At 47.2% G+C, this 26,600-nt stretch carries 22 protein-coding genes and 1 pseudogene; 14 read left to right on the top strand and 9 right to left on the bottom strand.

Translation table 11 applies throughout. The features are described from left to right. The first annotated feature begins 152 nt into the window (after positions 1 to 152). The gene (locus KXU80_RS04695) at positions 153 to 338 is read left to right on the top strand and encodes a hypothetical protein (protein ID WP_219839287.1); all 186 of its coding nucleotides are present in this window, start codon (positions 153 to 155) and stop codon (positions 336 to 338) included. Positions 339 to 390: 52 nt separating this feature from the next. On the opposite strand, the gene KXU80_RS04700 is transcribed toward KXU80_RS04695, so the two are convergent. The 5 genes from KXU80_RS04700 to KXU80_RS04720 form a co-directional block, all read right to left on the bottom strand. After that, a complete protein-coding gene (locus KXU80_RS04700) occupies positions 391 to 1,494 on the bottom strand; it encodes a GerAB/ArcD/ProY family transporter (protein ID WP_258171409.1) in 1,104 nt (367 codons plus the stop codon). An 8-nt stretch (positions 1,495 to 1,502) separates the two neighbouring features. Continuing rightward, positions 1,503 to 2,564, bottom strand: coding sequence for a Ger(x)C family spore germination protein (locus tag KXU80_RS04705; RefSeq protein ID WP_219837120.1), 1,062 nt, complete (start codon positions 2,562 to 2,564; stop codon positions 1,503 to 1,505). A gap of 23 nt (positions 2,565 to 2,587) precedes the next feature. Next, positions 2,588 to 4,057, bottom strand: coding sequence for a spore germination protein (locus KXU80_RS04710; protein WP_219837121.1), 1,470 nt, complete (start codon positions 4,055 to 4,057; stop codon positions 2,588 to 2,590). A 228-nt stretch (positions 4,058 to 4,285) separates the two neighbouring features. Beyond that, positions 4,286 to 6,202: a YhgE/Pip domain-containing protein gene (locus KXU80_RS04715; protein WP_219837122.1), complete on the bottom strand. Its 1,917-nt coding sequence runs from the start codon at positions 6,200 to 6,202 to the stop codon at positions 4,286 to 4,288. 366 nt (positions 6,203 to 6,568) lie between these two features. Then, the gene (locus KXU80_RS04720) at positions 6,569 to 7,456 is read right to left on the bottom strand and encodes a TetR/AcrR family transcriptional regulator (protein WP_219837123.1); all 888 of its coding nucleotides are present in this window, start codon (positions 7,454 to 7,456) and stop codon (positions 6,569 to 6,571) included. A gap of 148 nt (positions 7,457 to 7,604) precedes the next feature. Here KXU80_RS04720 and KXU80_RS04725 point away from each other — a divergent pair, with 148 nt between their 5' ends. Both KXU80_RS04725 and KXU80_RS04730 read left to right on the top strand, forming a co-directional pair. Beyond that, on the top strand, positions 7,605 to 9,038 hold the full coding sequence (locus KXU80_RS04725) for a DHA2 family efflux MFS transporter permease subunit (RefSeq protein WP_258171253.1): 1,434 nt from the start codon (positions 7,605 to 7,607) through the stop codon (positions 9,036 to 9,038). A 98-nt stretch (positions 9,039 to 9,136) separates the two neighbouring features. Continuing rightward, positions 9,137 to 9,997 (top strand): SDR family oxidoreductase, encoded by an 861-nt coding sequence (locus tag KXU80_RS04730; protein WP_219837125.1) that lies wholly within the window; start codon positions 9,137 to 9,139, stop codon positions 9,995 to 9,997. Positions 9,998 to 10,147: 150 nt separating this feature from the next. Here KXU80_RS04730 and KXU80_RS04735 read toward each other — a convergent pair whose 3' ends face one another. Next, positions 10,148 to 11,338, bottom strand: a complete 1,191-nt coding sequence (locus KXU80_RS04735) for a cytochrome P450 (RefSeq protein ID WP_219837126.1) — start codon at positions 11,336 to 11,338, stop codon at positions 10,148 to 10,150. Positions 11,339 to 11,373: 35 nt separating this feature from the next. Continuing rightward, positions 11,374 to 11,556 (bottom strand): hypothetical protein, encoded by a 183-nt coding sequence (locus KXU80_RS04740; protein WP_219837127.1) that lies wholly within the window; start codon positions 11,554 to 11,556, stop codon positions 11,374 to 11,376. Between the two features lie 248 nt (positions 11,557 to 11,804). On the opposite strand from KXU80_RS04740, the gene KXU80_RS04745 reads away from it, so the two are divergent. From KXU80_RS04745 to KXU80_RS04770, 6 genes are all read left to right on the top strand, one after another. Continuing rightward, the gene (locus KXU80_RS04745; protein ID WP_219837128.1) at positions 11,805 to 12,839 is read left to right on the top strand and encodes a LacI family DNA-binding transcriptional regulator; all 1,035 of its coding nucleotides are present in this window, start codon (positions 11,805 to 11,807) and stop codon (positions 12,837 to 12,839) included. A 110-nt stretch (positions 12,840 to 12,949) separates the two neighbouring features. Next, positions 12,950 to 14,407 carry an extracellular solute-binding protein gene (locus KXU80_RS04750; RefSeq protein ID WP_219837129.1) on the top strand — a complete coding sequence of 486 codons (1,458 nt, stop codon included), beginning with the start codon at positions 12,950 to 12,952 and terminating at the stop codon, positions 14,405 to 14,407. A 115-nt stretch (positions 14,408 to 14,522) separates the two neighbouring features. Beyond that, positions 14,523 to 15,398: an ABC transporter permease subunit gene (locus tag KXU80_RS04755; protein WP_219837130.1), complete on the top strand. Its 876-nt coding sequence runs from the start codon at positions 14,523 to 14,525 to the stop codon at positions 15,396 to 15,398. A gap of 5 nt (positions 15,399 to 15,403) precedes the next feature. Next, positions 15,404 to 16,273, top strand: a complete 870-nt coding sequence (locus tag KXU80_RS04760) for a carbohydrate ABC transporter permease (protein WP_219837131.1) — start codon at positions 15,404 to 15,406, stop codon at positions 16,271 to 16,273. 8 nt (positions 16,274 to 16,281) lie between these two features. Continuing rightward, the gene (locus KXU80_RS04765) at positions 16,282 to 17,781 is read left to right on the top strand and encodes a CehA/McbA family metallohydrolase (protein WP_219837132.1); all 1,500 of its coding nucleotides are present in this window, start codon (positions 16,282 to 16,284) and stop codon (positions 17,779 to 17,781) included. Between the two features lie 552 nt (positions 17,782 to 18,333). After that, positions 18,334 to 18,741, top strand: coding sequence for a nuclear transport factor 2 family protein (locus KXU80_RS04770; protein WP_219837133.1), 408 nt, complete (start codon positions 18,334 to 18,336; stop codon positions 18,739 to 18,741). A gap of 597 nt (positions 18,742 to 19,338) precedes the next feature. Here the strand turns inward: KXU80_RS04770 and KXU80_RS04775 are convergent. Both KXU80_RS04775 and KXU80_RS04780 read right to left on the bottom strand, forming a co-directional pair. After that, complete coding sequence (locus KXU80_RS04775) at positions 19,339 to 19,800, bottom strand: AbiH family protein (protein ID WP_219837134.1); 462 nt, start codon at positions 19,798 to 19,800, stop codon at positions 19,339 to 19,341. 344 nt (positions 19,801 to 20,144) lie between these two features. Beyond that, on the bottom strand, positions 20,145 to 20,450 hold the full coding sequence (locus tag KXU80_RS04780) for a hypothetical protein (protein WP_219837135.1): 306 nt from the start codon (positions 20,448 to 20,450) through the stop codon (positions 20,145 to 20,147). Here KXU80_RS04780 and KXU80_RS04785 point away from each other — a divergent pair, their 5' ends adjacent. The 5 genes and pseudogenes from KXU80_RS04785 to KXU80_RS04805 all read left to right on the top strand — a co-directional run bounded on the left by KXU80_RS04785 (position 20,451) and on the right by KXU80_RS04805 (position 26,594). Next, a complete protein-coding gene (locus tag KXU80_RS04785) occupies positions 20,451 to 21,149 on the top strand; it encodes an IS4 family transposase (protein ID WP_258171410.1) in 699 nt (232 codons plus the stop codon). A gap of 261 nt (positions 21,150 to 21,410) precedes the next feature. Beyond that, positions 21,411 to 23,312 (top strand): ATP-binding protein, encoded by a 1,902-nt coding sequence (locus KXU80_RS04790; RefSeq protein WP_219837137.1) that lies wholly within the window; start codon positions 21,411 to 21,413, stop codon positions 23,310 to 23,312. 418 nt (positions 23,313 to 23,730) lie between these two features. Beyond that, positions 23,731 to 24,129, top strand: a pseudogene (locus KXU80_RS04795) (sigma-70 family RNA polymerase sigma factor); the annotation flags it as partial. Between the two features lie 745 nt (positions 24,130 to 24,874). Continuing rightward, positions 24,875 to 25,588 carry an ABC transporter ATP-binding protein gene (locus KXU80_RS04800; protein WP_258171254.1) on the top strand — a complete coding sequence of 238 codons (714 nt, stop codon included), beginning with the start codon at positions 24,875 to 24,877 and terminating at the stop codon, positions 25,586 to 25,588. Beyond that, positions 25,560 to 26,594, top strand: a complete 1,035-nt coding sequence (locus tag KXU80_RS04805) for an efflux RND transporter periplasmic adaptor subunit (protein WP_219837138.1) — start codon at positions 25,560 to 25,562, stop codon at positions 26,592 to 26,594. The genes KXU80_RS04800 and KXU80_RS04805 overlap by 29 nt, the downstream gene beginning before the upstream one ends. Positions 26,595 to 26,600 lie beyond the last annotated feature (6 nt).

Here is a 26,600-nt window from a genome sequence, read left to right on the forward strand (position 1 = left end):
CTCCAGCGAAGTTAAACGTGACCCATTATGAAAAGTTTCGCAAACGAATCGTAAATAATTTGTAAATTCACTTGATTAAACAAAGCGATCAGGAAAAATGTTTAAAACTGATACAAAAGTACACGGTCATATATCGCGCTGGGGAATCAACCATGGCAGATGCGGCTAAGGAACTGGACGTTCAGAGACTGCTTAAATTATATAAACTGCCACCAAAAACGTCCATATGTCATTCGTTCAAGGGTAGCACGGCGGCTGGGGCGTGGGGGATGACGGTGCGTACCTACCGCGGCGACTATACGTCCATCGGCCAGTTCGGCTGGGACGGAGAAAGGTAATCATGAAAGCGATACAGATCTGCAGTATGGCTGTTATTAGTGTTTTGCATTCTTAATCGGGTTGTATGGTCTTTGATTTTTCCTTTGGGATTTTGCTGCGAACCAAATAAAGGATAAATAGCAGCGGGATGTACGCATAAACAAAATAAAATCCAATCTCGGCTACATTTTTTCCTAACCAATTGATTTTATCGTGATCGTTGATTGGAAGAGAGGCCAGGAAGATAGCGATCAGGATAAGGAATAGCGACCATGTGGGTTTAAGATTCGTCATTCTTTTTATTATTCTTGTGCAGCTCCAAATCGAGAGACAAAGCATGGGGATAATAATCATCAGCCAAATACAGATAAAAATAAATTCAATCCTTTCTATAAATGAAAACTCAATCACTTTCAGCATGACCAAGGTTGGCCAGTAGGTATGCATTAACAGCCCCGGACTAAAATACATGAAGGTTACGAATATGAGGACGGAGTACTTGAGCGTGATAATAAATAAACCGAGATGGGCCCATTTTACATTTTTCTCAGGGGCTTTGATAAATGGAAAATAAAGAAGTAAACTTTCGAATCCCATAAACAGGATGCCTGAGTATTTCGAAGACGCGAGCAGATCTTGGATCGAATGATTAAACATAGGCAATACATTAATAAAATGTCCATATTTGATATTGAAGTACAATAACAATGGCAGCAAAAAGGAGAAAATGACCCCAAAAAAACTATAGCCGACTAAGACTCGAAATCCTCCGGAAACGGTGTAATATAGGAGACAGACGAGTAAAAAAGCCAGCTCCCACGTTCTAAAGTTGGGAAATATCCAAATTTGAATGATTTCGATATACCCGCGAAAGACAGTTAAAGCGAGTATAAAAAAGTAACCGACCAATACCAAGGAAACGGCGCTGCCTAGGAATTTACCAAAAAGGATGCGATGCAAGTCGATGACATCTTTGGCCGGATTGCCAAGCATCTTAAAGATCATCCAAATGATGACATGAAGGCTTAGCCCCGTTAGAAGTACCGAGATCCAAGCATCGTTGCCGGCAAAAGCAAAAATGAAATGTTGAAAACTTAAGGCCCCCACCCCGACCAAAGAAGCATGGACGAGGAAAAACACTAAGAAACCAGAAACCAAGTAGTTTTCCTTTACCATATTCTGCACTAATGCCCCACTCCCAACGATAGTATCTTAACTTGTGTCCGCACATCAAATTTTAGCTTTGGGTAAATGCGAGCATAAAATTTTTGCTCGTTCCAATCCCTGTGGCGAGTTCTATCAAGACTGCCTATCCCGATTGGATCGACATGATTCGTTTGGAAATATTCCAGCATGGCTTTAATTTCAGTCGTAAAGTGATTTTCGATTTGTTTCTTTACTTCAAGCATATCGTTGTTGTTTTCAAAAACGTTTAAGGTTGCCGGATAATCTCCAAGGTCAATATCGAGCTTCATTGAAATGAAGGCTTTTTCATTTTGTATGGTTATTTTAGGTTTCGAGTAAATAATTTTAAATGAAATCAGCTCGTTTTGATCATTTTTGAAGGTATATCTGCTTGCGTGAATTTCGACTTTATCTTCTTTAAGAAGCTTAATGAATAGACCTCTTTTGTTTGTCAGCAAAAGCTTTAATTGATCGCCATGAAAAACGCCTACGCCATCCATTTGCAAAATACCTTTGGAGTCTTTGATCAAAATAGGCAAAAAAACATCTTGTCCTGCTCCAAAGTATTGGTCAAGAAATACATGGCCATTTGTTATCGGCGTATTCTCGTTCTCCATATTTTGTTTGATCAGATTGGATAAATAAGCAGGTGGATATTTTAACGTTTCGGCTAAGATATCACTCGCCTGACCGGTTGTTAACACAAGTGTAGAGCGATTACTAATAAGGGGATCTCGAACAATACTGCTGGCTAGATCTGAAATCCCCCTTCTTGCCAATTTTTCATTTATGACTAATGTCTGCAATTGACCGATTGCAATAGGGTGATCCGTTTGCGAAGCGAAAGGCGTAAAGGCCTCATTGAACGATTTCGATTTTCCTTCAAGCAATAATAATCTCGCTTTCTTTTCAAAAGCAAGATAAGTAGCGCTAACCTTAATTGTATCTCCTTGCAAGTCGTTACCGACGCTTTGTATGAGCTTAATCCGATCGACGATCTGTTCTTTTGCGCATCCGGATAATAAGAAGCAGCAGAAGAGAAGCGGGACATATTTTTTCATTGGCGCATTCCCTTACTCGAAATTTACTCGTTATTGTAGTCGCTGCGATCTTTCGACCTAGATACCTTATATCTTTGGAGCTTGAGAGGACGCAGATAACGAGGACGATTATACGAAAGGCTGAATGGAAATCGAATAAAACTGTTCGCAAATTCACGGAAACGGAACGGGAACAGAGGAACGATGTAAGGAGAACCCAACGATTTTAACCGCAGCAAATGGCCGATCAGAATCACTAACCCGATCGTAATGCCGAACCCGCCCCAGGCTGCCGCCAAGCCAATTAACGGAAACCTCAAAAAACGGATCGTGTTCGCCATTTTGAAAATGGGGGTGGCAAATGAAGACACGGCAGATAGAGAAACAATGATGATTAAGATGTTGCTGGTGAGACCGGCTTGCACGGCTGCCGTCCCGAGTACGACGCCGCCCACAATCCCGAGCGTTTGTCCGACTTTGGTAGGCAATCTGGCCCCGGCTTCGCGCAGCAAATCGACCGTAAATTCCATAAGCAAGACTTCAATAATCGGCGGAAAAGGAACGTTCGCTCTGGATTCGATGATCGGGCCCAGAAGAGGTTGCGGGATGACGGAATAATGAAAGGTTAACACGGCAACATAGAAGGGAGAGGCAAGAATCGAGAAGGCAACGCCCAAATACCTGATGCACCGAAAGAAAGAAGCCAAAACCCATGGCAGATAAAAATCTTCGGGCGAGGCGAAAAATTCAAATACGGTGATAGGTCCGGATATGACATAAGGTGACCCACTGCTTAAGATGGCCACTTGGCCGCTAAGAAGACTGAATTTTGCCCTGTCTACACGTTCCGTAGACATAAGTAAAGGGAACGGTGAATTTGCGTTATCCGTAATAACTTGGTCAATAATGGAACTATCGGATACCTCGTCAAACTCGGCGTCTACGATTCGTTGTCTGATTGTATCTACATGCTGGGGGTTGCAAATACCTTCTACATAAACAATCGTGACTCTTGTTTGCGAAAGCGAACCCTTGATGTACTCCTCGAACCGTAAATGTTCGGAAACAAGCTCTTTGCGAAGTAAATTCAAGTTGGTATCGAGATCCTCGACGAAACCGGCTTTCGGGCCAATGACGCTGTATTCGTTATCCGCCTCATTATTACTCCGATAACCGCGTTGCAGATCCGCAACATCGATTAAAAGCCCTTCATTGAAATCATGTTCCAGCTGAACGTAAATAAAGCCTTTAATCAAGCTTTGTACGATCTCGTCCACATTTGAAGATACTTTGATATTTTCAAACGGAATCAAACTTTTTAACGCAAGAAGATGATCGAATTCTTCTTCTGAGATTTGAATCCGGTGCAATAATTCGTGATGAATAAGTTCTTGGTCTACGATGTTTTTGCAATAGGAAAAGTGGATCCGCTTATCATGAATCGTATGCTCGGATTGCATAAAATCATTCGATTTGATGGTATTTTTCAATACCGTGTATATATTTTCTGGCATTGAGATACACACCTCCCCGTAATACTTCACCTTATTATGAGCTTGGGTGTGGAATATTATACCGATTCAATGTCTTAGCAAGGGCTGCGAGATGTTCTCCTATAACAAAATTCCAACAATCCAATTTTTCCAGCCAAACTGCCTGCTCACCAAGCGCCCGTTGAGTACTGATGCCCGCTACAAGAGCAGATGTCGGCGTTAAAATCGGTGCAGCCGCCACAAGACATGCTATGCCCTCGCAAGTCGACTTTTCTTTGCCTGTTTCAAACGCAAATACGACAGAATGATCCAGGTAAACACGGATAGAACCACCCAAAAAATGACCAATATTCGCACATCATGCCTTACAAGCGCGTAATCCCCCGTCGATAGCAGCGCGCGGATTCCTTCTACCGCATAAGTCATGGGCATCGCTCCGTGAAGAGTCTGCATAAGGTCCGGTGTCAACTCAGCCGGGAATACCCCTCCCGTAGCGGTCAGTTGCAGTACGAGAACGACAATGCCCAGCAGCTTTCCGATATGCGAAAATGCCGTAAGCAGAAATTGAACAACGGACATGAATACAAGACTGGATAACAAGGCGAAAGCGAAAAATTCGAATGGAAAAGTCGGACTTAAGCCGACCCCGGGGATCAGAATTACGCTGGAGATGGCGGTTTGAGCGAGCGATATGAAGGCGAGCACGCCAAATTTCGAGACGAACCACAGAAATCCGGACGGAGGCGGCGCCTTCGTCGCTCGGAATGAAAATATGTTGCCAAACAAGAGAGCACCAATGTAGAAACTGAGCGAAACGAAAAACGGCGCCATCGCCGTTCCGTAGTTCGGAAGCGGATGAACAGCTTGCTCCTTCAAACGGACGGGATTGGCGAGCATCGCGAATAAATTATTCGACGCGTGAATACTTGCCGCTTTCTCAGCGCCTTCCGCTAGGCCCTTGCTCAGCTCAGCAGCCCCTTGTACGAGCGCTTGCTGGCCGTCAGACAGTTTAACGACGTTGGAAGTAAGACTGCTCCAGCCGCTGGACACTTTATGAATACCATCCGCGGCGGTGGCAACGCCGTCATGAAGCTTCGAAGCGCCGGCACCAAGCGCTGCCAACCGGCTCGCGATGAGCCCGGCTCCGTTCGCGAGCTGTGCCGCGCTGCCGCCGGCGCTCACAATGCCCTTGGACAGCGAATTCGTACCGCCGTTTAATTGATCGAGCGCGACAGATAACTGCTTGCTTTGCTTCTCGATGAGCGTCAGATCCGCATTTTTGGCCTCATCGGGGTGCGCTGCAAGCCATTTCGAAAATGCATCGTTCAGTTGCTTAGCTGCCGCCGCCGCCTTGTCCGTTCCTTGAGCAGTGTCTGTGCTCCCCTCCTTCAGCCGATCAAGCCCGCTTCGAAGACTCCCTATGCCGCTGAATAGATTAGCGGCGCCTTGCTCTAGCTGACCGGCGCCTTCGGAGAGTCGATCAGAAGCGGACTTCAGCTCGGAAGTACCTTGGTCCAGCTTCGATACAGAAGTATGCCCATGGTTCAAACCGTCGAGAAGCGCTTTCGTTCCCTCCGCCGACTGCATAAGGCCGGTATCGAGCCGAGACGCTGCATCGCTCGCCTTCTGGAAGCCCCCGCTCAACGGGGTCAGTTGTTCGTAAATAGCTTTGGAGTAGCTTGCCGAAAGCTGTTCCGATAGCCGCTGCCTAATCGTTTCGACTGCGGATTTCCCAATTTTGCTCACGATATAATTTAGGCCTTCGTTCAGCTTCACGGTCAACTCCAGCGGCGTTGGCTCTGCCGCCCCCAAGGACGTCGCCCGAAGGGAAAAGTCGGAAGGAATGAATATTTCGAAATAATACGTTCGGTTCCGAAGTCCCGCATCCGCTTCCTCTGCGTCGATAAACCGCCATTCTAGAGAATGGTCATTCTTAAGCTCGTTTACAACATCATTACCAATCGCAAACGTTTTACCTTGGTAATTAACCGGCTGGTCCTCGTTCACGACAGCGACCGGCAGCCTTTCCAAGTGCGCGTACGGATCCCAATATGTCCATAAATAAGTTGCGCTGTAGAGCGAGGGTATTAAACAGAACGCAATTAATGGAACGAGTATTCTCCGCGATCCAAAAAACGCGCGCCATTCCGTCCATAACCAGTTCAATACATTCGCCTCCCTGAAATTCGACCGATTAAGACCTCGAACCAACATTTCCTTAGTATCATTCAATCGAAGGAAATCATTCAGGAAAAACTAATCTGTGTGAATGAATTTACTCAATCCGCTCCATTCTGGACAGAAAAATTCCCATCAAGCTTCATAAGAACCATAAAATCGATTAAAAATGTTTAAATGCCAAATCTATTACTTAGGATTAAGGCTTGCTACCAGATATCAAAAAAACGGCTGCTCCAGAAGCATGCCGTTTATTTTTGGAAGTATGGGACATAAGCAAAACCTAATAGTTCTGCAATGGCCAATAAATCGGTTCCATCTGTCCTGTCGAATGATTAGCAACTTAAGGAAAAATTACTCACCCATATTGAAGCAGAGTTTTCTTAATTGTTCAATGATGCTTGTAAGTTCATGCTCTTTCTTCAAAAACTGAAGCATGGCAAGGATTAGTACAGATCTAGGCTGGTCTCGTTCTACTTCCTCCTGAAGTATAACAAGCGCTTCATGCAGTTCTGTTTTGTGATAATTCGTTATAGCCAATTCTTTTAGGGTAGAGAAAAGAAGTTCGAACAGCCTACGTCTTTGTTCAACTACTGTAACAGAGTTGCCCTTACGAGCTGATTCCACATAATTATCCATCATCGCATTTTCTAAAATTGCTTTTGGTTTCTTATTCAGGACGCCGACAACGACCTCTTCCAAGAGATCTGCAATAAATACAGAAACATCTCTTATATTAAACGGCCTGTTATCAAATATGATTAAGAAAAGATACTCTTTAACGATCCCATTATAAATCAATACAAGGTCCCATATATTAAGTTCTATTTCTTTACCAAACCTACGAGTCAAGGCATCTCTGTTCATATTGAAAATATTTACTCGTTGACTAAGCAGAATAGAGGCGATTTTCCCTTCACTAGCTTGCATTTCAAAAGAATTCTTCACTATAAAATTATTCTCAATAAAAAAATAAAATTGACATTCGATTTCACGAATGAAAATCTCTCTTAAGGTAAGTGCCGGGTCCAATCTTATCTCTTCCATTTTTTCGAAAAGGCTATCCTGCTTTGAGTGATGCACCTCTACGAATAAATCCTCTTTAGAAGGGAAAAATTTGTATAACGATCCTTTTGCGATTTTGCAATCATCAGCGATATCCTGAATGGATGTAGCAAGATAGCCTTTTTCCGAAAATAAACGTTCTGCGGAATCCATGATGTTTTGTTTGACTATACTCAATTTAATTCCTCTTTTCAAAAAAAAATTGACATTCTTCAAGAGTTAGATAAAATAAAGCACATGACCGATAAGTTTTTCCGGAAAACTATTGGTCAAATGTATATGTTATATGCTTAAACATCAAGCCAGAGAAGAGAGGAGCGTTCAAATGTCTGCACAATCAGCTGAGAAATTAACAGCTACACCAGAGTTTTCGCTTAAAACCATTATCGCTCCACTTCTTGCCGTTATGATTGGGATGATTATGGTTCTTCTAGATACTACGATTATGAATGTAGCTATCCCAAGTTTACAAAAATACTTTAACAGTTCATTAAAAACAATTCAATGGACCATTACCGGTTATACTCTTGCGCTAGCTACGATTATCCCTTTAGCTGGCTGGATGACAGATAAATTTGGAGCCAAACGAATATTCCTCATTACGATTACCTTGTTTACTATTGGTTCAGTTCTTTGTGCCTTGGCCCAGACTCCTGAACAGCTCGTTTTATTCCGCATCATACAAGGCCTTGGTGGTGGAATGGTAGCTCCCATCGGTATGGCAATGTCTTTTAAGATGGCCCCCCCAGAAAAAAGAGGTGCTGTTATGGGGATGCTTGGTTTGCCTATGCTAATTGCCCCCGCTACAGGTCCTTTATTATCTGGATGGTTAATTGGAATAGCATCTTGGCATTGGATTTTCCTAATCAATTTACCTATTGGAATCGCTGCCGTGATTGTAGGTCTTAAATTTCTGCCCAATCAGCAGCGTGGTAAGGCACCTGCCCTCGATATTCTAGGAATAATTATTGCCCCGATCGCCTTTTCCATGCTCACTTATGGTGTGAGTGAGGGGGGAAGGGGCTGGAATTCCACTGGCGCATTAACGGGATTGATTGTTGGGGGTGTCGCACTTCTCCTATTCATATTTGTGGAGCTGCGTCATAAGCAACCATTGTTGGAGTTGCGTGCATTTAAATCATCAGAATTCACTCTCGGTATTATTATAAACTGGGCTTTGCAAGCCTCCATGATCGGAACTATTCTTTTGAATCCATTATTTCAGCAAGGAGTATTAGGTCGTACACCTCTCTTAAGTGCGGCAATCTCCCTCCCCATTTCTTTGGGAGGTCTGCTATTTACGCCATTCTCGGGGAGATTATCCGATAAAATAGGCGCCCGACCTCTTGTGTTTAGCGGTTTGAGCATGATGTCCATTGCTCTATTCTTGCTTTCGGGGGTAAACCTCAATACCGGAGTAATTACGTTAATGATTCCACTTTTTATGGTGGGATGTGGGATGGCCTTATCAATGATGCCCTTAAATGCCCATATTTTAAAGTCTGCCCCGCGTGAACTGGTAAGCCGAGTAACACCTTTAACATCAGCTTCTTTACAGGTTGTGAATTCATTTGCCATAGCTGCTTTAACGGGACACCTATCTTCACGAATAAGAGACCGTATGGCGGAAGCTGGTAATCACGCCGAAATTCCAAAGATTTCTGCCTTAGCTTTTGGTGACACGTTCTTAATTATAGCCTGCATTGCTACGGGTGGTGCGATTTTAAGTTTAATTCTTCGTAAGCCTCGCATCAAATAAGAAGAAGAATTGGCGGCAGCATAAGGAAAGAGTGATTATGATACTAAATTTTAATCATATTTAAAATGAAATTATCCAATGTGAGGAGTTTAATTAATATGAGCGCAGCTATATTAGTGATTGGAGCTACAGGAACAACAGGCAAAGAATTGGTGAAACTTCTGGCGAAGAACGGCCATAAAACGCGTGTTACCGTTCGTCCGACAAGCAACACAAGCGAACTGCAAGCATTGGGAGTCGAATTGGTACAAGCCGATCTAAACGATGTCGATACACTGGTACAAGCCATGAACGGCATCCAAAAAGTATATTTTGCAACACCTCTTGTTCCGAATATGGTGGAACTATCTTCTTCGATTATTCGTGCAGCTAACAAAGCCGCTGTGAAGCATCTTGTGAAGTTATCGGGCGGCGGGGCTGATATGGATACAATGGCAAAGTGGCATAGGGCAGTCGAAAAAGAAATCGAGCAATCCGGAATGGCTTATACGTTCTTGCAGTCAAATACTTTTATGCAAAACTTTATTAAATTCAACTCGCGTACCATTCGTGCTCAAGGAGCCTTCTATGAGCCGTACGGCGAAGGGAAATCGGCTTACATTGATGCAAGCGATATAGCCCAGGTTGCCTATCGGGTCTTAACGGAAGAAGGCCATGCCAACAAAGCTTATTACTTATCGGGGCCAGAAGCTCTTTCCGGCGCCGAAATTGCAGATATTCTTTCTTCAGTAACTGGAAAATCAATTAAATTCATAGATGCACCGGTTGAAGCTGCTAGCGCTGGTATGCAAAAAGCAGGCATGCCTGCTGAAATCGTCGAAGCCTTATTAGAACATTATCAAATGATGAAGTTAGGACACACAGCAGGAGTTTCCAGTACGGTAGAAGAAATAACCGGACAAAAAGCAACTTCTTTTGAGACTTTTGCTCAAGCAAATAAAGAAGCATTTATCGGTTAGAATATAGGTGAAAGTATAAAGGGCTGTCCAAAATAGTCGTAAAGACTAAACGGATAGCCCTGTGCTTTTTTCGATTAAGATTCGTGGGTGGGCACTCAAAGTAAGCTTTGGGGATTTCTGACACGTGTTAATTGAACTTTAAGGCAGAACTTACGTTATGCTGACAGTAAACTGTTTAACACCATAAACAAAGGGGCTTTGAATATACGTCATCTCCGAATCTGTGACAAACTGAATATCCCTATACCGTTTCATGAGCCTCTCAATCACGATTTTCCCTTCAAGCCGTGCTAAAGGTGCTCCTAGGCAGAAATGTATACCGAATCCAAACGAAAGGTGGGCATTTGGTTTGCGGTCCACAATAAACGTATCCGGTTTTGCAAATTTAGCCTCATCGCGATTAGCAGATGCCACCCAAGAGACGACTTGCTGACCTTTTTTTATCATGATGTCTCCGATCTCCACGTCCTGCGCCGCTATTCGTCCTACGGCTTGAATGGGGGGATAGAAACGCAGGACTTCTTCAATGAAACCAGGAATAAGCTCTGGGTTACCGCGAAGCTGCTGTTGGAGCGTTCGGTCTTCAGTCACGCGGCGGACAGCGTTTGTAATCAAATTGGTCGTTGTTTCATTACCAGCAGCGAGAAGCAGGATTGAAAAGCCAAGAATCTCTTTGTCGCTGAGCCTCTCTCCTTCGACTTCGGCTTGCAGCAGAAGTGAAATCAGATCCTCTTTGGGCTCAATACGCCGCTGCTCGACAATCCGAGCGAAATAATCATTCAGCTCGTCGTTGGCCCGTACTTTCTCCGCGATGACTTGATTGAACTCCTCGTCAGTATTTTGGTCAGGTCCCTTCACAAGAATGTCCGACCATTCCTTGAATAAGTTGCGATCCTCAGGGGGCACGCCAAGCAGCTCCGCTATTATGATGACCGGAAGCGGGACGGCCAGTGAGGAAACTATGTCCATAGTTCCTTCCACAACATTCAGCAATTCGTCGGTGATTGCGGAGATTCGTGTTGCCAAATCTGAGATTACCTTGGGTGTAAACGCCTTGTTTACTAAACCCCTCAGCTGTGTATGACGGGGAGGATTCATTGTAAGAATGGTCTCTCTGTCTTTTATAGCCAATCCGCGTCTTGAAGAGAAGGTTGCGGGATCTTTCAGAATACGATGGATGTCCTCATAGCGAAATATATCCCAACAACTTCTACTATTATCATAACGAATAGGCGTCGTTTGGCGAAGTTGGTTAAACACTGAAAATGGTTGAAGTCGTTTTTCCTTCGTGTTCAATTCTGCCATTGGTATTATATTGGCGTACCGTTCCGATTTTTTCATGTCTAGTATGCTCCTCTCCAAAATCCATCTAAATGTTAATTTGCCCAGCAGTTAAAAATTAATTCCTGGAGGTTTTCATAGGCATGAACCTTAGAGTTCATGAAATCATAACCAGTTGACCAAGTTAAACATTTCATGGCAGGAATGCCGTCCACGCAGCTGAAAATCCTTCCTCTCATCATTTTGCGCATCCTTTCCGAATCAATGATGGCATCCATTGTAACATCCTGCTTCATGTTAAAGATAAAGTTTTGTTAAAGCGGTTTAATGAACTTTTATTCCTAAATAGTGGGAATTTATTACTAAAAAACCACTAAGAAATGAAAATAACGAAGAAAATAACGACTTTTACAATAACTAATCATGAGGTTTAAACGGAATTTACAAAACCGGTTTAAGCTTGTAAACAGGTCCGGTAACGTTCCCACAACGGATCACCATGGGAGAAAGCGAGGTTCAACGATTCTTGGCTACAATCGACGACGTCGCGAAGGCATCCGGCGTATCCAAGGGCACGGTTTCGAGCGTATTCAGCAAGAAAAGGCCCATTAGCAAAGAAGTTACCGAGCGCGTGCTCGCTGCGGCCAAGTCGCTGCACTACAAACCGAATTATTGGGCAAGAAGCCTCGTGAGCCGCTCCACCCGCATACTCGGATTGAATATCCGAGGCGAATCGCTTGAATTCGGTCAGTTTCATCATTCCTTGCTTAACGGAGTCCTGCGCGTCTGTTACGAGAACGGCTACCGACTTCTGGTCAATGCGCTGTCGCCGGCTTATCTCAGCCAAGTCGAGAACATTTCCTCGGACCCGGTGGATGGCGAAATCCTATTGGATCCCATCGCGTCGGACGCAAGGATCGAGGACCGGCTTCAAAGCGACATGCCCATCGTCATTATCGGCCGCCCGCCGGAGCCTTACGAGGCACAGGTCAGCTACGTCGATAACGACAATGTCGGCATGGCCGATCAAGTCACCTGCTACTTGATCGGACTTGGGCATACGGAAATCCTGTTCCTGAACGCGCCGGCATCGAGAACCGTGTCGGCAGACCGCGGCGAAGGATACAGAAGAGCGTTCAAGCAAGCGGGTCTGCAGCCGAAGCCCGATCTGATGATGCACAAGCCGCTGAAAGGCGAGACGGCGTTTGCTTTCGGCTACGATTCGGCTCTCGCCAAGTTGGCGGTATCGCCGGACATCACGGCAGTTATCGCCGATACGGACATGATGGCGCTCGGCGTCTACAAGGCGGCGGAGCAGCTGGGACGGCGCATTCCGGAACAGCTGTCGGTCTTCGCGTTCAGCGACGACACCGTGCTCTCGCCGGAATTCTCGCCGCCTCTTACCGGCGTTCGGCTTCATGCCGACCGGCTGGGCGTCGAAGCGCTGAAGCTGCTGCTCGAGCAGTTGAATGCGCCTCAGAAAAGCGCAAAGCGGGTTCTCGTTCCGACGGAGCTCGTCATTCGCGGCTCCTGTGCGGCCCCGGGTCCGTGCGGCTCGTAAGGCAGTCGGTCCTTTTCATATCTCTTTAATACGTACACATAGGTTGACAATCGCTTAGTCGCTCCGATCAGGATCCCAATTCGCACCAACATTCAGGAGGTTATCAACGAATGAGAAAAGTATGGATGACGATGTCGACGGTCGCCGTCGCAAGTACGATGCTGCTGTCCGGCTGCGGTACGGAGAACGGAACGAATGACGCGGCCAATACGAACGCGCCGGCAGGCAATAACGCGACCGCCGGTGCCAACGTCCCGGCCGAGACGCCGGCGGCGGACATGAAGCTGCGCATCCTCGATGCCAACGTCGGCGGCAAGACGCCGGAAGAGAACACGAAGTTCCAAGCGGAAATCAAACGCCTGACCGGCATCGACGCTTCCATCGAGAAGCCGGCGAGCGACTACGACCAGAAGGTGCTGACCGCGCTCGGCTCCGGCGAGAAATACGACCTCATCGAGCTCAGCGACCTGGGCAAGCTGGCCACCTTCGTGGACCAGGGCGTCGTCACGGATCTGACCGATTTCGTCACCGGCTCCAAGGTGTTGTCCGATCCGAAGGTCGTCCCGACGGCCGAATGGGGTCAACTAAAGGACAAGGACGGCAAATTCGTCGCCGTGTTCAGCAAATTCCAAGGCGGAACGATGCCGATCGTGCGCAAGGACTGGCTCGACAAGCTCGGTCTGCAGGAGCCGAAGACGCTGGACGAGTACTACAACGTTCTCAAGGCGTTCAAGGAGAAGGATCCCGACGGCAACGGCAAGAACGATACGTACGGCCTCAGCACGTCCGATCTCTACGATATTCAGGGCTTCATGAGCGCGGCCGGCGTGAAGGCACATTATGTGATGAAGGACGGCAAACGCACGATTCCGTATGCGACGGAAGCGGCCGTTCCGATGTACGCATGGTTTGCGAAGCTCGTGAAGGAAGGCATCATGGATCCGAACTTCGTAACGAACGACACGGGCAAAATGCGCAACCTGTTCCTCTCCGACCGCGTCGGCATGGTCACGTACTGGGATGCTTGGGTCGGCATGTTCAACAACACGCGTAAACAAGCGGATCCGAACACGAAATTCCAAGCGGAAGCGCTCGAAGGCATTCCGGGCGCGGACGGCACGATCCTGATGCGCCGCGGAGACCCGGATTTCTGGATCATTCCGGCCAACGCCGAGCACCCGGACGCCGCGAAGAAATTCCTGGAGTTCTGGCATACGGAACCGGGCATTACGCTCGGAAGCCTCGGCATCGAGAACGAGGATTATACCAAAGAAGGCGACGCGTACAAGCTGACGCCGACCGGCACGGAGCACAACATGGATCACGGGGTGCCGTTCTGGTACAACCAGAACGTGAAATATCCGTTCGGCAAGCTGCCTGGCGTTCAGGAAGCGCAGGATCTCGTGACGAAGAACGCGACGCTCGAATTATCGCTGCCGGGCTGGCCCGACGCGGAGAAGATCGTCAAGAATTACGCGCTCAAAGCGATGTCCGGCCAAATGGACCCCGCGGAAGCCGTGAAGAAGATGCACGAAGAGCTGCTTGGCAAAAAACTGATCGACGAGTAAGAAGTTTTTCGAGTGCAGTCGAACAACAAGCGGGCAGGGGAGCACGGATCTCCTGCTTGCCTTCTTTTCAGCCCGATAATGGTACCGTTTACTAGATAAGGACGTGGATACAAGCATGGGATTGTTGAAGAAGTACGGCGCGCTTTACCTCATGATGGTGCCAGTGATCGCTTATTTTATCGTATTCGCCTATTACCCGCTCGTGAAAGGGCTGCAGACCAGCTTTCAGGATTACAAGCTGATGGGCGATCGGCCGTACGTCGGGTTCGCGAACTACGACGCGGTGCTGCACGATTCGTTGTTCTGGGAAGCGATGGTCAACACGCTCGTCATCGGGGGAGGCATTCTCCTCTTCAGCTTCATCGCGCCGCTCGTCATCGCGCTGTCGCTGAACGAAGTGCTGCGGACCTGGTTCAAGAAGATGGCGCAAATGATCCTCTACGTGCCGCATCTGCTCTCCTGGGTCGTGGTCGGCGGGATCTGGATTTTCATGCTGTCGCCCGACAGCGGAATCGTGAACATGATCCTAGTCCATGTGTTTCACCGGGCGCCGATCAATTTTCTGGCGGATTCCGGCTATGCGCGCTGGATCATGATTCTCCTCTCGACGTGGAAGGAGATGGGCTACACGTGCATTTTGTTCCTGGCGGGGATCGTGTCGATCAATCCGTCGCTCTACGAGGCGGCGCGCATGGACGGCGCGACGCGCTGGCAGCAGCTGACGTACGTGACGCTGCCGCAGCTTAGCAACACGATGAAGGTCGTCTTCCTGCTGAATACGCTCGGGATTCTAAGGATATTCGACCAAGTGTTCATCCTCCGCAATCCCACGATTGCCTCGAAGGTGGACGTGCTTATGATGTATACGTTCCAAAAAGGGATTCTCGAAATCAAGCTCGGACCCGCGGCGGCGGCCAGCTTCTTCGTCCTGGTTTTGACGCTCGCGCTGACGCTCGTCGTGCGGCGAATGACAAGATTTGATGAGGTGTAACGACAATGTCCGATCGATTCGAACGGCTCGGCTGGAAGAATAAAGCATTCGATACGCTAAACGGCCTTTTTCTGCTCGCGCTGATGCTGACCATGATTATTCCGTTTATTAACGTGCTCGCGCTCTCTTTCTCTTCGGGCATCGCGTCCATGCGGCCGGAAATCGTGCTGTGGCCGAAGCAGTTCAGCATGGAAGGCTACGAGATCGTGTGGAAAAGCCTCGATATTTGGCGTCCGCTGCTCAACAGCGTCATCGTGACCGTGGTCGGCACGGTGCTGCACGTGCTGCTGTCCAGCCTGGCGGGCTACGTGTTCATCTATCCCCGTCTGCCGGGCAAGAGGGTGATGCTGACGTTTGTACTGATCACGATGATGGTACCGCAGGAAGCGATCATGATTCCGCTCTACGTGGTCAACAAAGACCTGCATCTCATCAATACGCTGAGCGCGCTCGTGCTGTCGGGTCTCGTGTCCGGTTTCTCGATCCTGCTCATGCGCAGCTTTTTCCTGAATGTGCCGTACGAGATGTCGGAATCAGCCAAGATTGACGGCGCCGGCGAATTCCGCATCTTCCTGACGATGTACCTGCGGCTCGCGGCCGCGGGCCTCGCGACTGTGACGCTGTTCGAGTTCGTCGGACGGTGGAACATGTTCACGGCGCCGGTCATGTTCATTAACGATTCCATGAAATACACGCTTCAGGTGGCGTTGAAAGCGATGATTATTGATACGAGCAGCAATTCCGGCACCTATATGGTGACCACGAACGTGCGGATGGCGGGGATCGTTATCAGCATCCTCCCGCTGATCGCGGTGTATCCGTTCGTGCAGAAGTATTTCATGAAAGGCATCCTGCTCGGCGCCAGCAAAGAATAGGAGGACGCATGATGGAGATGAACAAACAGCGGCTCGCGCTGCTCAGATGGATCGGCAAAGAAGAGGAACGTTCTTATTTGGAGGTTCCGTTTACGGTTGAGGGACCGGTGGAGCGCATCGATATCGCGTACCGTTACGAACGCGGAGGAGCGGCGGGGACGGTCGTTGATATCGGACTCCGCTCGCCGGAGCGGGTCGTCGGCTGGAGCGGAGGCGCCCGCGAAGCGTTTTTCGTCGGAACGGAGAAGGCGACCCCGGGCTATCTGGCAGGACCGATCGTCGAGGGCGAATGGGCCGTACTCCTCGGGGCTTACAAGATCCCCGAAGGCGGCGCGGAGGTGATCGTCGAGGTGGAGCTCGCCCGGCCGCACGGACGCTGGATGAAAGGCGACCTTCATATGCACAGCGTGCACAGCGACGGAGGCTATACGATCGAGCAGGCGAAGGATTCGTGCAAGGCCCGCGGGCTGGAATTCATGGCGCTGACGGATCACAACACGTCCTCGCAAAATTTCACGGCACTTTCTCCCGACGAGCAGCTGCTGCTGATTCCCGGCGTGGAGCTGACGAGTTACTTCGGCCATGCCAACGTGCTCGGCGCTCCGGATGCGCTGCGGGATTTCCGAGTGACGACTTCGGGGCAAGCGGACGAAGTACTAGAGGAAGTGCGTGAGCGGGGCGGCTTCGTATCGCTGAATCATCCGTTCTGTCCGTCCTGCCCCTGGGAGCTTGGCTTTGACGTGCCTTATGATGCGATCGAAGTATGGAACGGCCCTTGGCGCGCCTTGAACGAGCGCGCACTGGCTTGGTGGCAGGAACAGCTCGCGCAGGGCCGCCGGGTGATCGCCTTGGGCGGCAGCGACACGCACCGCGATGACCGGTTCGTGAAGCACGGCCGTCCGACGGCTTCCGTCTGGACGGAAGCAGATACGGCGCAGGGCGTGCTGGCGGGCATTCGCCAGGGACGCGTCGTGCTGCAGTTCGATCCCGACGAAACCTGTATGGCCCTCGCCTCGGGCGAATATGGCATCGGCGATACGATTCCTCGGCATGCCGTCGAGGAGCGGGGCGGCGTTCCGCTGACCATTGACATCTGCGGCGCCAAAGGTGACCGCGTCGCACTATGGTCCGACCGCGGCATTGAAGCCCTTTGGGACATTGCCGTTCCGGCGTCAGCCGCCGAGGCGGGCGAGTGGGAAGCGGAAGCCGCCGAAGTCGGCGGCTGGACCATTCAGCGGGAGATCGCCGCGATCATGGCCTTCGATGCGGCGGAAGATAAGGGCTGCGTGCCCGTGATTCCGGCCGGGGCTGCCGCCGAATTCGATGTTATCGCGCCCCGGATGGTGGAGGCGGAGAACGGTCACGTACGCCTGCGCTTTCAAGGCTCGGGGGACCGGCTGTTCTATCGGTTGGAGGCGCGCCGCACCTTGGAAGGACTGGAGCAGTCCGTCGTGACCTGCATGACCAATCCCGTGTACATCGCACGGGCTGAGGATACTGGCGCCTGAACAGGAACAAGCCGGCGAAGCAACCAACTGATCGCGAACCTGCGGTCTGCAGCGATAGCCCGACTGAGTGCGCTGTACTTTATGAGGAGTAGGATTTCTGATGATTGTTAAGGAATTAATAGACCAGAACGAGGCTGCCGAGACAAACGGCAGCCTTTGCTCAACTAGTGGGCAGGCACGAATGCCCAAATAGTAAATATTTCGATCGACTATTTTGCTAGTGATGTCGGAGAACAAGAACTTGTTTGTCGAATTCGGGCGAAAGCCATGAAAACCACTTTTTTCGTATTTACTCATTATGAATTGAATGTACATGAAGGTTCTCAAGGTGCGGTCAGCCACCATGTTGGGGCACGGTATAATGGGCTATAAACCTTCATATACTTAAAGCGGCGGCCGCTAATTCGCCTTCGAAATGCCACTACCTGCTACCGGTTATTCATAAAGAATTGCGGTCGAGGACTGGTTCCTAAAAATGCAGAGTCAATGGAACGCGAGGGTAAGCCTTTTTTAAATTTCAACAGCAAATAACAAAGCATAGGAGTATTAACAATGCATCCTTTACGAGAACTACGGGAATCCGGTCACGCTACACCTGCCCAGGTGAGCGCGCTGCTTGCCGAAAACATCGTATTCAACAGCCCGATCCTTGTACGGCCGATCGAGGGACGTGAAGTCATCGCGGCGATTTTCGCTCAGTCGAGCTCAACGCGTGGTTCCGGTACCTATACAGCCGAGTTTAAGCTCGATGAGCGCACCACCTTCTTGCGCTGGGAGGGGACTATGGAGGGCCATAAGATCGAAAGCTTTGAGGTAATCGTGGACAACGAGCAGGGGCTGATGGTGGAGCGTACTATTGCCCTTCGGCCGTATCCGGCGGTGAAACTGTTCCGCGACGCCATGTATGCATCGCTTAAAGATAAGCTGCCACCCGATGTTTGGGACTACCAAACGCCGTAGTGTGGCCGACGGGCCGTTTCAAGCCGTTACAAAACCACCTGTCGGCCGAAAGGTCGATAGGTGATTTTTTTGTATTGATCAGTCATAGCCACAGCCCAGAATCATTCAATACTTAATCCAAGGATGATTCGTGCAATGATTAGCACAAAGAAATGGTTTGTAAGCATCGAAAGTACATTAGAAACAATAAGCAGCAACGACAGTCCGACAACCACCATCTGCCGGTCCAGACGTCCGATAGTGTCAGGTGACTAAAACATTGTCTCATTAAAGACCGCGAAAATCGCGGTTTTTTGCATTTATGGGATCAAGTTCTTGTCAAAACCAAATGACAAGAACTTGATCCCATTACCGAAATTGACAAGAATTTTATCTCATTCCCGACGAAAGACAGGAAATTGACTATTGAAGGCAGCCAGCCAGATCCGTGCTGTTATCCGTCACTTCAATAGCTGATCGTGGTCGTTCATAGCGTCGATGCATACAAATAAAAGTGGCTTCCGAAACGTAAACCATGCAAACTGAGGTCTTTCTAGGAGACCATTCCGTTGGTCTCCTTTTTTATCTCCTCGCATTAAGCCTCTTCGATTCAGATATTTATCGATTAAAGAATCCATTTGACGGAATCAGCGTAATGCGTTCGATTTCAATTCCACAGTCAAATAAAGCGTCCAACCTCCTTTTCTGTTCGCTTTCGCTACTTGCGTAGAAGTAATACACTTGCCATTTGGCCTTATGTAGCGATTGGGAATCGATTTCTTTGAAATAAGGGAGATCTACGCCCGCGAGAGAATGTCCGATGACAATAATTCCATCGATTTCTTTATTTTTCAGAACTCTCAAGTTAGGCATATATTCATTGATTTCTTTAAAGGTGCGCACATAATAATCATGCACGACGTAGCAGATGCTCATTTCTTTTTCTTCGAATCGATTTTCTGCTACCTGATGACGTTCTTTCATACTGCTAATAATCTCTGCATTGCCATGTCCCAGTACTGGATCAATATCGTGTTCCAGCGTTGAATCATGGATATGCAATATGTTTTCTTCGCTCACTCCATAGACTGTTTCCAAGACATTTCTATAAATTGAAGTTTATATAATAATCCTCATTAGCCTCATGAATGAAATCGGTTTTTGGTTGAACACCCTCGATTTTATAGAAATACCGGGTAACCGGATGGAGCTTGCCGAGCTGCTCAATATTTCGGACGACCTGCAACTCTCCTATATCACCAATGTTGACGCTGGGAATGGACTGATGAAGGTGGGCAAACTGTATAGCCTGATGACAACGGAGCCAGGCGAGAGGCAATAAAAAAGGTAAGCGGCTGATCTTAACGAGATCGGCCGCTTACCTTAAATTAATACTCAAGCAGTCTGATTATGCATTTCATACGTCAATTAGGGGAGACAATGAGAATAGAGTTTATAGCATAGTCTAGAAGATCTTTGATTTTTTGATTTTCTTCTCCAGCTTTCACTAATATTCGGAGACCGTGTTGTGTATTTGCTAAACTCTTCGCTATTATACTTGCTGGGAAATCCTTACTAATCTCATTTTGTATCTGACCACGAACAATAACTTCCTCCAATAAATTCTCAGATTCCTTAAACATCGCTTCAATTTCAGTCTTTACCTCTAAATCATCTGTTCCAAATTCCAGAGCTACGTTCGCAAGTCGAAGGCTGGTATCAAGTTGCATTTGCGACTGGCTTTCGTAGGTGAAAACGAGGTCCTGCCCGAGAGCGCGACGATTACAGAAGCAAAGAAGAACGATCGGATACAAATGGATGCGCTCATTGATGAGCCTGGTGCAACGTACATATTTGACCGCGGTTATGTGGATTACGATGCTTTTGATCGGTATTGCAAAGACGGGATTTTCTTTGTGACACGGCTGAAAAGCAACGCGGTCATCGAACCGCTAACGTCGAATGCGATTCCGCCAGGCAGCAAGATTTCGGCTGATGAGCAGGTGCGAGTTGGATCACCGCAGAAGCGCGTTAAACATGAACTTCGCATGATTCAAACACAGGATTCGGAAGGCAACCTACTCTTTTTGGTGACCAATCGCTTTGATCTGACAGGCGACGAAATCGGTGAAATGTACCGAAACCGCTGGGCAATTGAGACCTTCTTCAAATGGATGAAACAGCATCTTCGGTTAAAGCGGTTCTACGGCACAAGTGAGCGAGCTGTACATAACCAAATCTGGATTGCACTCATTGCCTTTTGCTTGCATGTGCTCGTCAAGCTGGACACAAAGGTCGAACATAGCATACTTGAGATTTCACGTTGGCTGCACAAGTTGCTCTGGCAACCGTATGCGCAGTGGCTCGCACGGATGAAACGAAAACCAAGCAGAACTTCTACAGGACGAAGACCACAAGCATCCTCATAAGCACGAACGGTCAGCTGTTTTTTACACTCGTGAGCATAAATACATAAAAATTCCAAATGGACTGAGCTACCTCTAGTGGCTGCTCGACTTTTTTCATTTCACACATAAAATTGTATTCTTAATTTTCTGACTAATGTCTCGCGAAAATTTAATGCAACGCTAGTGACAGAAGATATAAGTTGGATAAATAAGAACTTAAGTGAGTATGCACAAAAAGGAATCTATGTGTATAACTCAGTTTTTTGTGCCATGATCTTGAGAATGGCAGATGTTTTGGATTTCGATAGTGAACGAACACCTCCTATTTTATACAATGTGCTGGATCCTCAAGGAATTAGCAAAGATGAATGGGAACAACATTTTAATGTAGATAATTCGAATAAAATAGTATTAAAGGAGGGTGGTCAAAAAGAAATTGAGTTATTTGGAATGTGTGATAATTCAAGGATACACAGGAAAGTATTGAAATATATTGATTGGATAAATGTGGAAATTGATAATATTACAAGTGTGACACGAAACATGAGCAATCAGTATAAAATCGTTATCAGTCCAAAAGTAAATAATCAGATTAAATCTCAAGGATATACTTTTGCGGATTTGAGATTTAACGTTAATTTTAAACAAGTAAACAGGTTGTTAATGGGCGAACAAATATACGGATCCAAAAGACTGGGGTTACGAGAACTCGTCCAAAATGCAATTGATGCTTGTAAAACCAGAAAAGAAATAGAGGATGAAGTAAAGGAATTCGGCGATGAAGAATATACACCTGTAATAAAAATAATATTTGATGCTAATTCTAATCAAGTGATCATTAGCGATAATGGAACCGGCATGACTCTCGAGATATTAAAAAAGTATTTATTGAATATGGGTGCTTCTTTTTATACTTCTGATGAATTTGTACTTAGGAATTTAAAACATAAACCTATTGGTAATTATGGTATAGGATTCTTGGCATGTTTCATGCTCTCTAACAAAGTCATTGTAAAAACTAGACACTTCCAGACAGCTAATAAGTACGAAGTTGAACTATTAAAAGAAGACGAATATGTTTCAATAAAAGAAAATGAAGATGTTACAAATCCAGGGACAGAAATTATTATGCAATATGATGAATTTATGGGTGTTTGGGATAATGATATTACAAAGGTAAAATCATTTCTTGAGCGTTACTTTATTTCTGATATTGTAAGTATTGAATTAATAGATAAGTACCATAGATCACGAATTAATATAACAAATCCCCTAGATAGAGAGGTAAGTGATGCAGGAAATTCTAGCCTTCTTAAAATAGATCTTTCAAAATATTTAAATGAAGTCGAAGGTCATGTTTATATTAAGAATCCAAGCAATGTAATTTTTAGTAATGCGATAGCTGATATCCCATGCCAAGGAGACACATACTTTTTTAATGGTGAAGAATTGCTTGATTTTGAAAAAGCAAACATAAATATCTTGAGTTTAGTTGAAAATGAGGAATTAAAGGTTATAGAGGTTCCCATCATAGAAGATTCTGATATACTCGACAAGATGATTGAGGTGTTAGGCGATGATGATGAGGCCATTGAAATGTATATCGATAAGCAAGATCCTAAATACGTTAGTATTTTAGCTGAGAGCGAATATATAAACACGGCTAAAGAAAAGATTATTTCAAGAAAAGACGACATAATGGACGGCCTTACATTTGATGATTTATGTGATTTTGATCAAGATATTAACGCACTTACGAAAGTTGATATAGATAAGTATAGAATTTTTAATAGCATTGGAACGAAAATATTTCTGTTGTTAGGGAGAAAAATGCAAAGTAGATTTGATATAACTGATGATATGGACGTATATGTAAGAGGTGTTTATGTTAAGTCATTAGCCTTTAATATGGACAATTTTATTCGAAATTTTAAACCTGATAAATTTAAAGTCAATATAAATATGGAAGGGGTCACTCCAAAAATATCTAGAAATGAGTTTATGGTAGATATCGAGAAGACAATAATAGCTTCTATTTATACTGCAATTTGTTTAGGTATATTTGAGTCAATAAGGGATTATGATAAAAAAGAAACTCTAATTAGTTATTTGAAAAAATACTATAATAACAAAAATACAATTACTCTAATCAATAAACATTACGCTTCACTACTATCACAATAATATAGTTGTCAGCCGTTTCGGCTGCAAGCATAGGTGGCGAACGAATGTACCCAGTTGACAGCGGAGGAGCTGGGGATTAGAGGAGCTACGTGAGTCGGATCGAGAAATGGATGTTTATGAAGCCGTAAGACGATGAAGTGAAGTTTGTCGAGACTGCCTCTAGTGGGCAGTCTACTCATAGCACGAGGTATAGATTGTATTCATCCAGCATGATGAAAAGCATCGGATTATGCGGATCCCGTAATAGGCTAGACTGATTGAATGTTAATTGCAATAATTTTCCGCAGCTAAGAGAAAACGAAGAAGGGCGAAATTGAAGTGGGCCGGTTTGGACCGGAACATGTTGGGATGATCGGACGCAGCTGGAAATTGTCAATTGTGATAATAGAAGTTACCCGAACAATGAAATTCAGTATATGTGGCAACGTTTGCAGCCCGCTGCATCGAGAATGAAATACTTATGCATCTCAGGTCGCTGAAGAAAACCCGCAAGGACGTATCCTTGCACGATCCGATCGGCACGGACAAAGAAGGCAACGAAATTACGCTGATCGACATTCTCGGTACGGAAGCTGACGATGTGGCAGATCGGGTTCAATTGAAAATCGAGGAAAGCAAGATTTACAAGAACTTAGACATTCTCGATGACCGGGAGAAAGAAGTCGTCGTTGGACGGTTCGGTCTCATTACGGGCGGAGAAGAGCGTACGCAGCGAGAGATCGCCAAGGAACTGGGTATTTCGCGGTCGTATGTGTCGCGCATCGAGAAGAGGGCTTTGATGAAGCTATATCATGAGTTTTATAAGGCGAAGAAGTGAACACCAATGTGGTTGCCTTACAGAAGATTTTCACCATAAATTTTGGAAACTGCGCAGCTGGTTTAGAAAGACGAAGTGTAGACCCAAAAAACTATATGAGAGTCACTATTTTGGTTGGGAAGACTCTGGATATAGGGAGCCTAACTGATGAGTATTAAATACCGAAAAGCTGCCTCCTTAAGCGGAAGCGGCTTATTGGTATTTATCTAATTTGCAACTGTACGACGATGGGTTTTCCTCGGTTGGCATAAAGAGCGTATTTGTTTTACTCGTATTTGCGCTGATGCTGACGACCGGTTGCTCCAATAACAACAATAGATGGAATTATAGTGAGGGATATGTAGTTTCGAAAGAAGACGGTAGAGTCTTAGTTGTTCGCAACAGGGTCGATAACATCAAAGCAAATCTTAGCGGAATTTTGCTCGCGCTGAGCCGGAAGGAAGCGGTCGCAAACGTAATTCGGAACGGGCTGGCAGTCGTTTAGGAACCCGCATAAAGAGATCCAATCCGTCAAGCGCAAGCCCGGGATGAAGTTCCTGGGCTTTTTGCATGTGCGCAGAAGGCCGGCTTTGCTTTATGTATAAGGGCTTAATGGAATATTAGGATCACCCTAAAAATATTCATAACAAAAAACTAAAAATTGCAAAACAGATAATTTACTAATTACTAACAGTTTGCTATAGTAGAAGCGTGGAAATGAAAGCGCTTACCGAAAATGATGCCGCTTGACGAAGGGAGATTGGTTTTGCGTGGATTAGAGGCTTCACGGGATCCGATATTGGATGTCCGCAACGTAACGCGCGTTTTCGGAAGAGGGGATAACAAAGTTTTTGCTTTAAGAGGCGCCTCGCTCAGCGTCGGCACGGGTTCCTTGATTGCATTAAAGGGGCGGTCCGGCTCGGGCAAGACGACCTTGCTTAATATTATGGGCGCGCTGGACGCTCCTAGCGAAGGTTCGATCTTCTACGGCGACAGAGACGGAAGCCTAATGAGCGAACAGCAGAAAAACGAGATGAGAAAAAAAGAAATCGGGCTGATTTTTCAATCGTTTGCTTTGGTGCCGTACTTGAGCGCATTCGAGAACGTCGAACTGGGACTTCGGATTGCCGGCGTGCCGGCTTCCGACCGCAAACGGCTGGCGGAGGAAGCGCTTACCTTCGTCGGGCTGGCGCAGCGTATGCACCACCGCCCGCAGGAGCTGTCCGGCGGCGAGCAGCAGCGGACCGCGATCGCAAGGGCAATCGCCCACAAGCCGAAGCTGATCTTGGCGGATGAGCCGACGGCCGAATTGGATTCCCGCATGGGCAAACAAATCATTGAAGTATTCCGTGAACTGGTAGGCACCGTAGGCGTAAGCGTCGTGCTCACAACCCACGACCCGCACATCATGGATCTTGTCGATCAGGTTCATGCACTGGAGGATGGACGAATTGGTTCGGAAAGCATCAAGCGTGTATAATGCCCGGGCGCTTGCGCTCGGCGTACTACTCATCGCGAGCTCCGCGTCGGCAGGCTGCAGCCTGCTGCCGAATGAGCAAGCGCCGTTAAAGCCTCCGCTCGTCAAGCCGGCGCAGGCCGAGGTTCGAACGATCGACGCCAAGAGCGGAAGCATCGTGAAGCAGGTTGCGGGCTCCGCGACCTTCGTGCCGACGAAGATCGAATACTACCAACAGCAAGGCGCGGGCGTCATTCATTTGGTGGACGTCAGGGCCGGCAGCACCGTTAAGAAAGGCGACGTGCTCGTTACCCTCGAGAACAACGGGTCCGACATCGAGCTGCTGGAGCGCCAAATCGAATTCGAACGCAAGAAGCAAGCACTCAATGACGCGGTCAGAGCCGGAGACGCGGAGAGCACGCATATCGCCAAGCTGGATTTCGAGCTTGCCGAGCTGCTGTACAATAAGGCGAAGTCGAAGGCCGACAGCAGCGTCATACGCGCCAAAACGGACGGCGTCGTCTCCTATTCGACCGATTTGCAGCCCGGCGATCATTTCGACGCGGAGCGGGTGCTGGCGGCGGTCGCGAAGCCGAACGGGATGCGGTTGGCCCTCGAGGTAGTCGCCAATCTGGCGCTTGCCGATATTAAGCTCGGGATGGAAGCTGACGTCACTTATAAGGACAAAACGTACAAAGGCAAGGTGACGCAGACGCCGGCCTCCGCTCCGGTAACGGCGGACGAATGGCTGCGCGACGAGTACGGCAAGACCGTCTACATCGAGCTGGACAAACTTCCCGAAGGCGCCTCATTCGGCGCTCATGCGGAGGCGACGATCGTCGCGGCCCGCCGCGATAACGTCATCGTGCTTCCGAAGAGCGCGATCCGCGCGTATTTCGGCCGTACGTTCGTTCAGGTGCTGGAAGGAGAGCGGCGCAAGGAGATCGATATCGAGACCGGTCTCACAACCGCAACGGAATACGAGATCGTGAAAGGCGTTCAGGAAGGAATGAAGATTATTCTTCCGTGAGCCACC

This window comes from Paenibacillus sp. R14(2021) (genome assembly GCF_019431355.1).
Taxonomy (GTDB): domain Bacteria; phylum Bacillota; class Bacilli; order Paenibacillales; family Paenibacillaceae; genus Paenibacillus_Z.

Excerpts from the sequence above, each read along its gene's own strand:
- KXU80_RS04695 (WP_219839287.1), top strand. The coding sequence starts at position 153 with ATGGCAGATGCGGCTAAGGAACTGGACGTTCAGAGACTGCTTAAATTA.
- KXU80_RS04700 (WP_258171409.1), bottom strand. The coding sequence starts at position 1,494 with ATGGTAAAGGAAAACTACTTGGTTTCTGGTTTCTTAGTGTTTTTCCTC.
- KXU80_RS04705 (WP_219837120.1), bottom strand. The coding sequence starts at position 2,564 with ATGAAAAAATATGTCCCGCTTCTCTTCTGCTGCTTCTTATTATCCGGA.
- KXU80_RS04710 (WP_219837121.1), bottom strand. The coding sequence starts at position 4,057 with ATGCCAGAAAATATATACACGGTATTGAAAAATACCATCAAATCGAAT.
- KXU80_RS04725 (WP_258171253.1), top strand. The coding sequence starts at position 7,605 with ATGTCTGCACAATCAGCTGAGAAATTAACAGCTACACCAGAGTTTTCG.
- KXU80_RS04730 (WP_219837125.1), top strand. The coding sequence starts at position 9,137 with ATGAGCGCAGCTATATTAGTGATTGGAGCTACAGGAACAACAGGCAAA.
- KXU80_RS04735 (WP_219837126.1), bottom strand. The coding sequence starts at position 11,338 with ATGAAAAAATCGGAACGGTACGCCAATATAATACCAATGGCAGAATTG.
- KXU80_RS04740 (WP_219837127.1), bottom strand. The coding sequence starts at position 11,556 with ATGGATGCCATCATTGATTCGGAAAGGATGCGCAAAATGATGAGAGGA.
- KXU80_RS04750 (WP_219837129.1), top strand. The coding sequence starts at position 12,950 with ATGAGAAAAGTATGGATGACGATGTCGACGGTCGCCGTCGCAAGTACG.
- KXU80_RS04755 (WP_219837130.1), top strand. The coding sequence starts at position 14,523 with ATGGGATTGTTGAAGAAGTACGGCGCGCTTTACCTCATGATGGTGCCA.
- KXU80_RS04760 (WP_219837131.1), top strand. The coding sequence starts at position 15,404 with ATGTCCGATCGATTCGAACGGCTCGGCTGGAAGAATAAAGCATTCGAT.
- KXU80_RS04765 (WP_219837132.1), top strand. The coding sequence starts at position 16,282 with ATGATGGAGATGAACAAACAGCGGCTCGCGCTGCTCAGATGGATCGGC.
- KXU80_RS04770 (WP_219837133.1), top strand. The coding sequence starts at position 18,334 with ATGCATCCTTTACGAGAACTACGGGAATCCGGTCACGCTACACCTGCC.
- KXU80_RS04780 (WP_219837135.1), bottom strand. The coding sequence starts at position 20,450 with ATGCAACTTGATACCAGCCTTCGACTTGCGAACGTAGCTCTGGAATTT.
- KXU80_RS04790 (WP_219837137.1), top strand. The coding sequence starts at position 21,411 with ATGGCAGATGTTTTGGATTTCGATAGTGAACGAACACCTCCTATTTTA.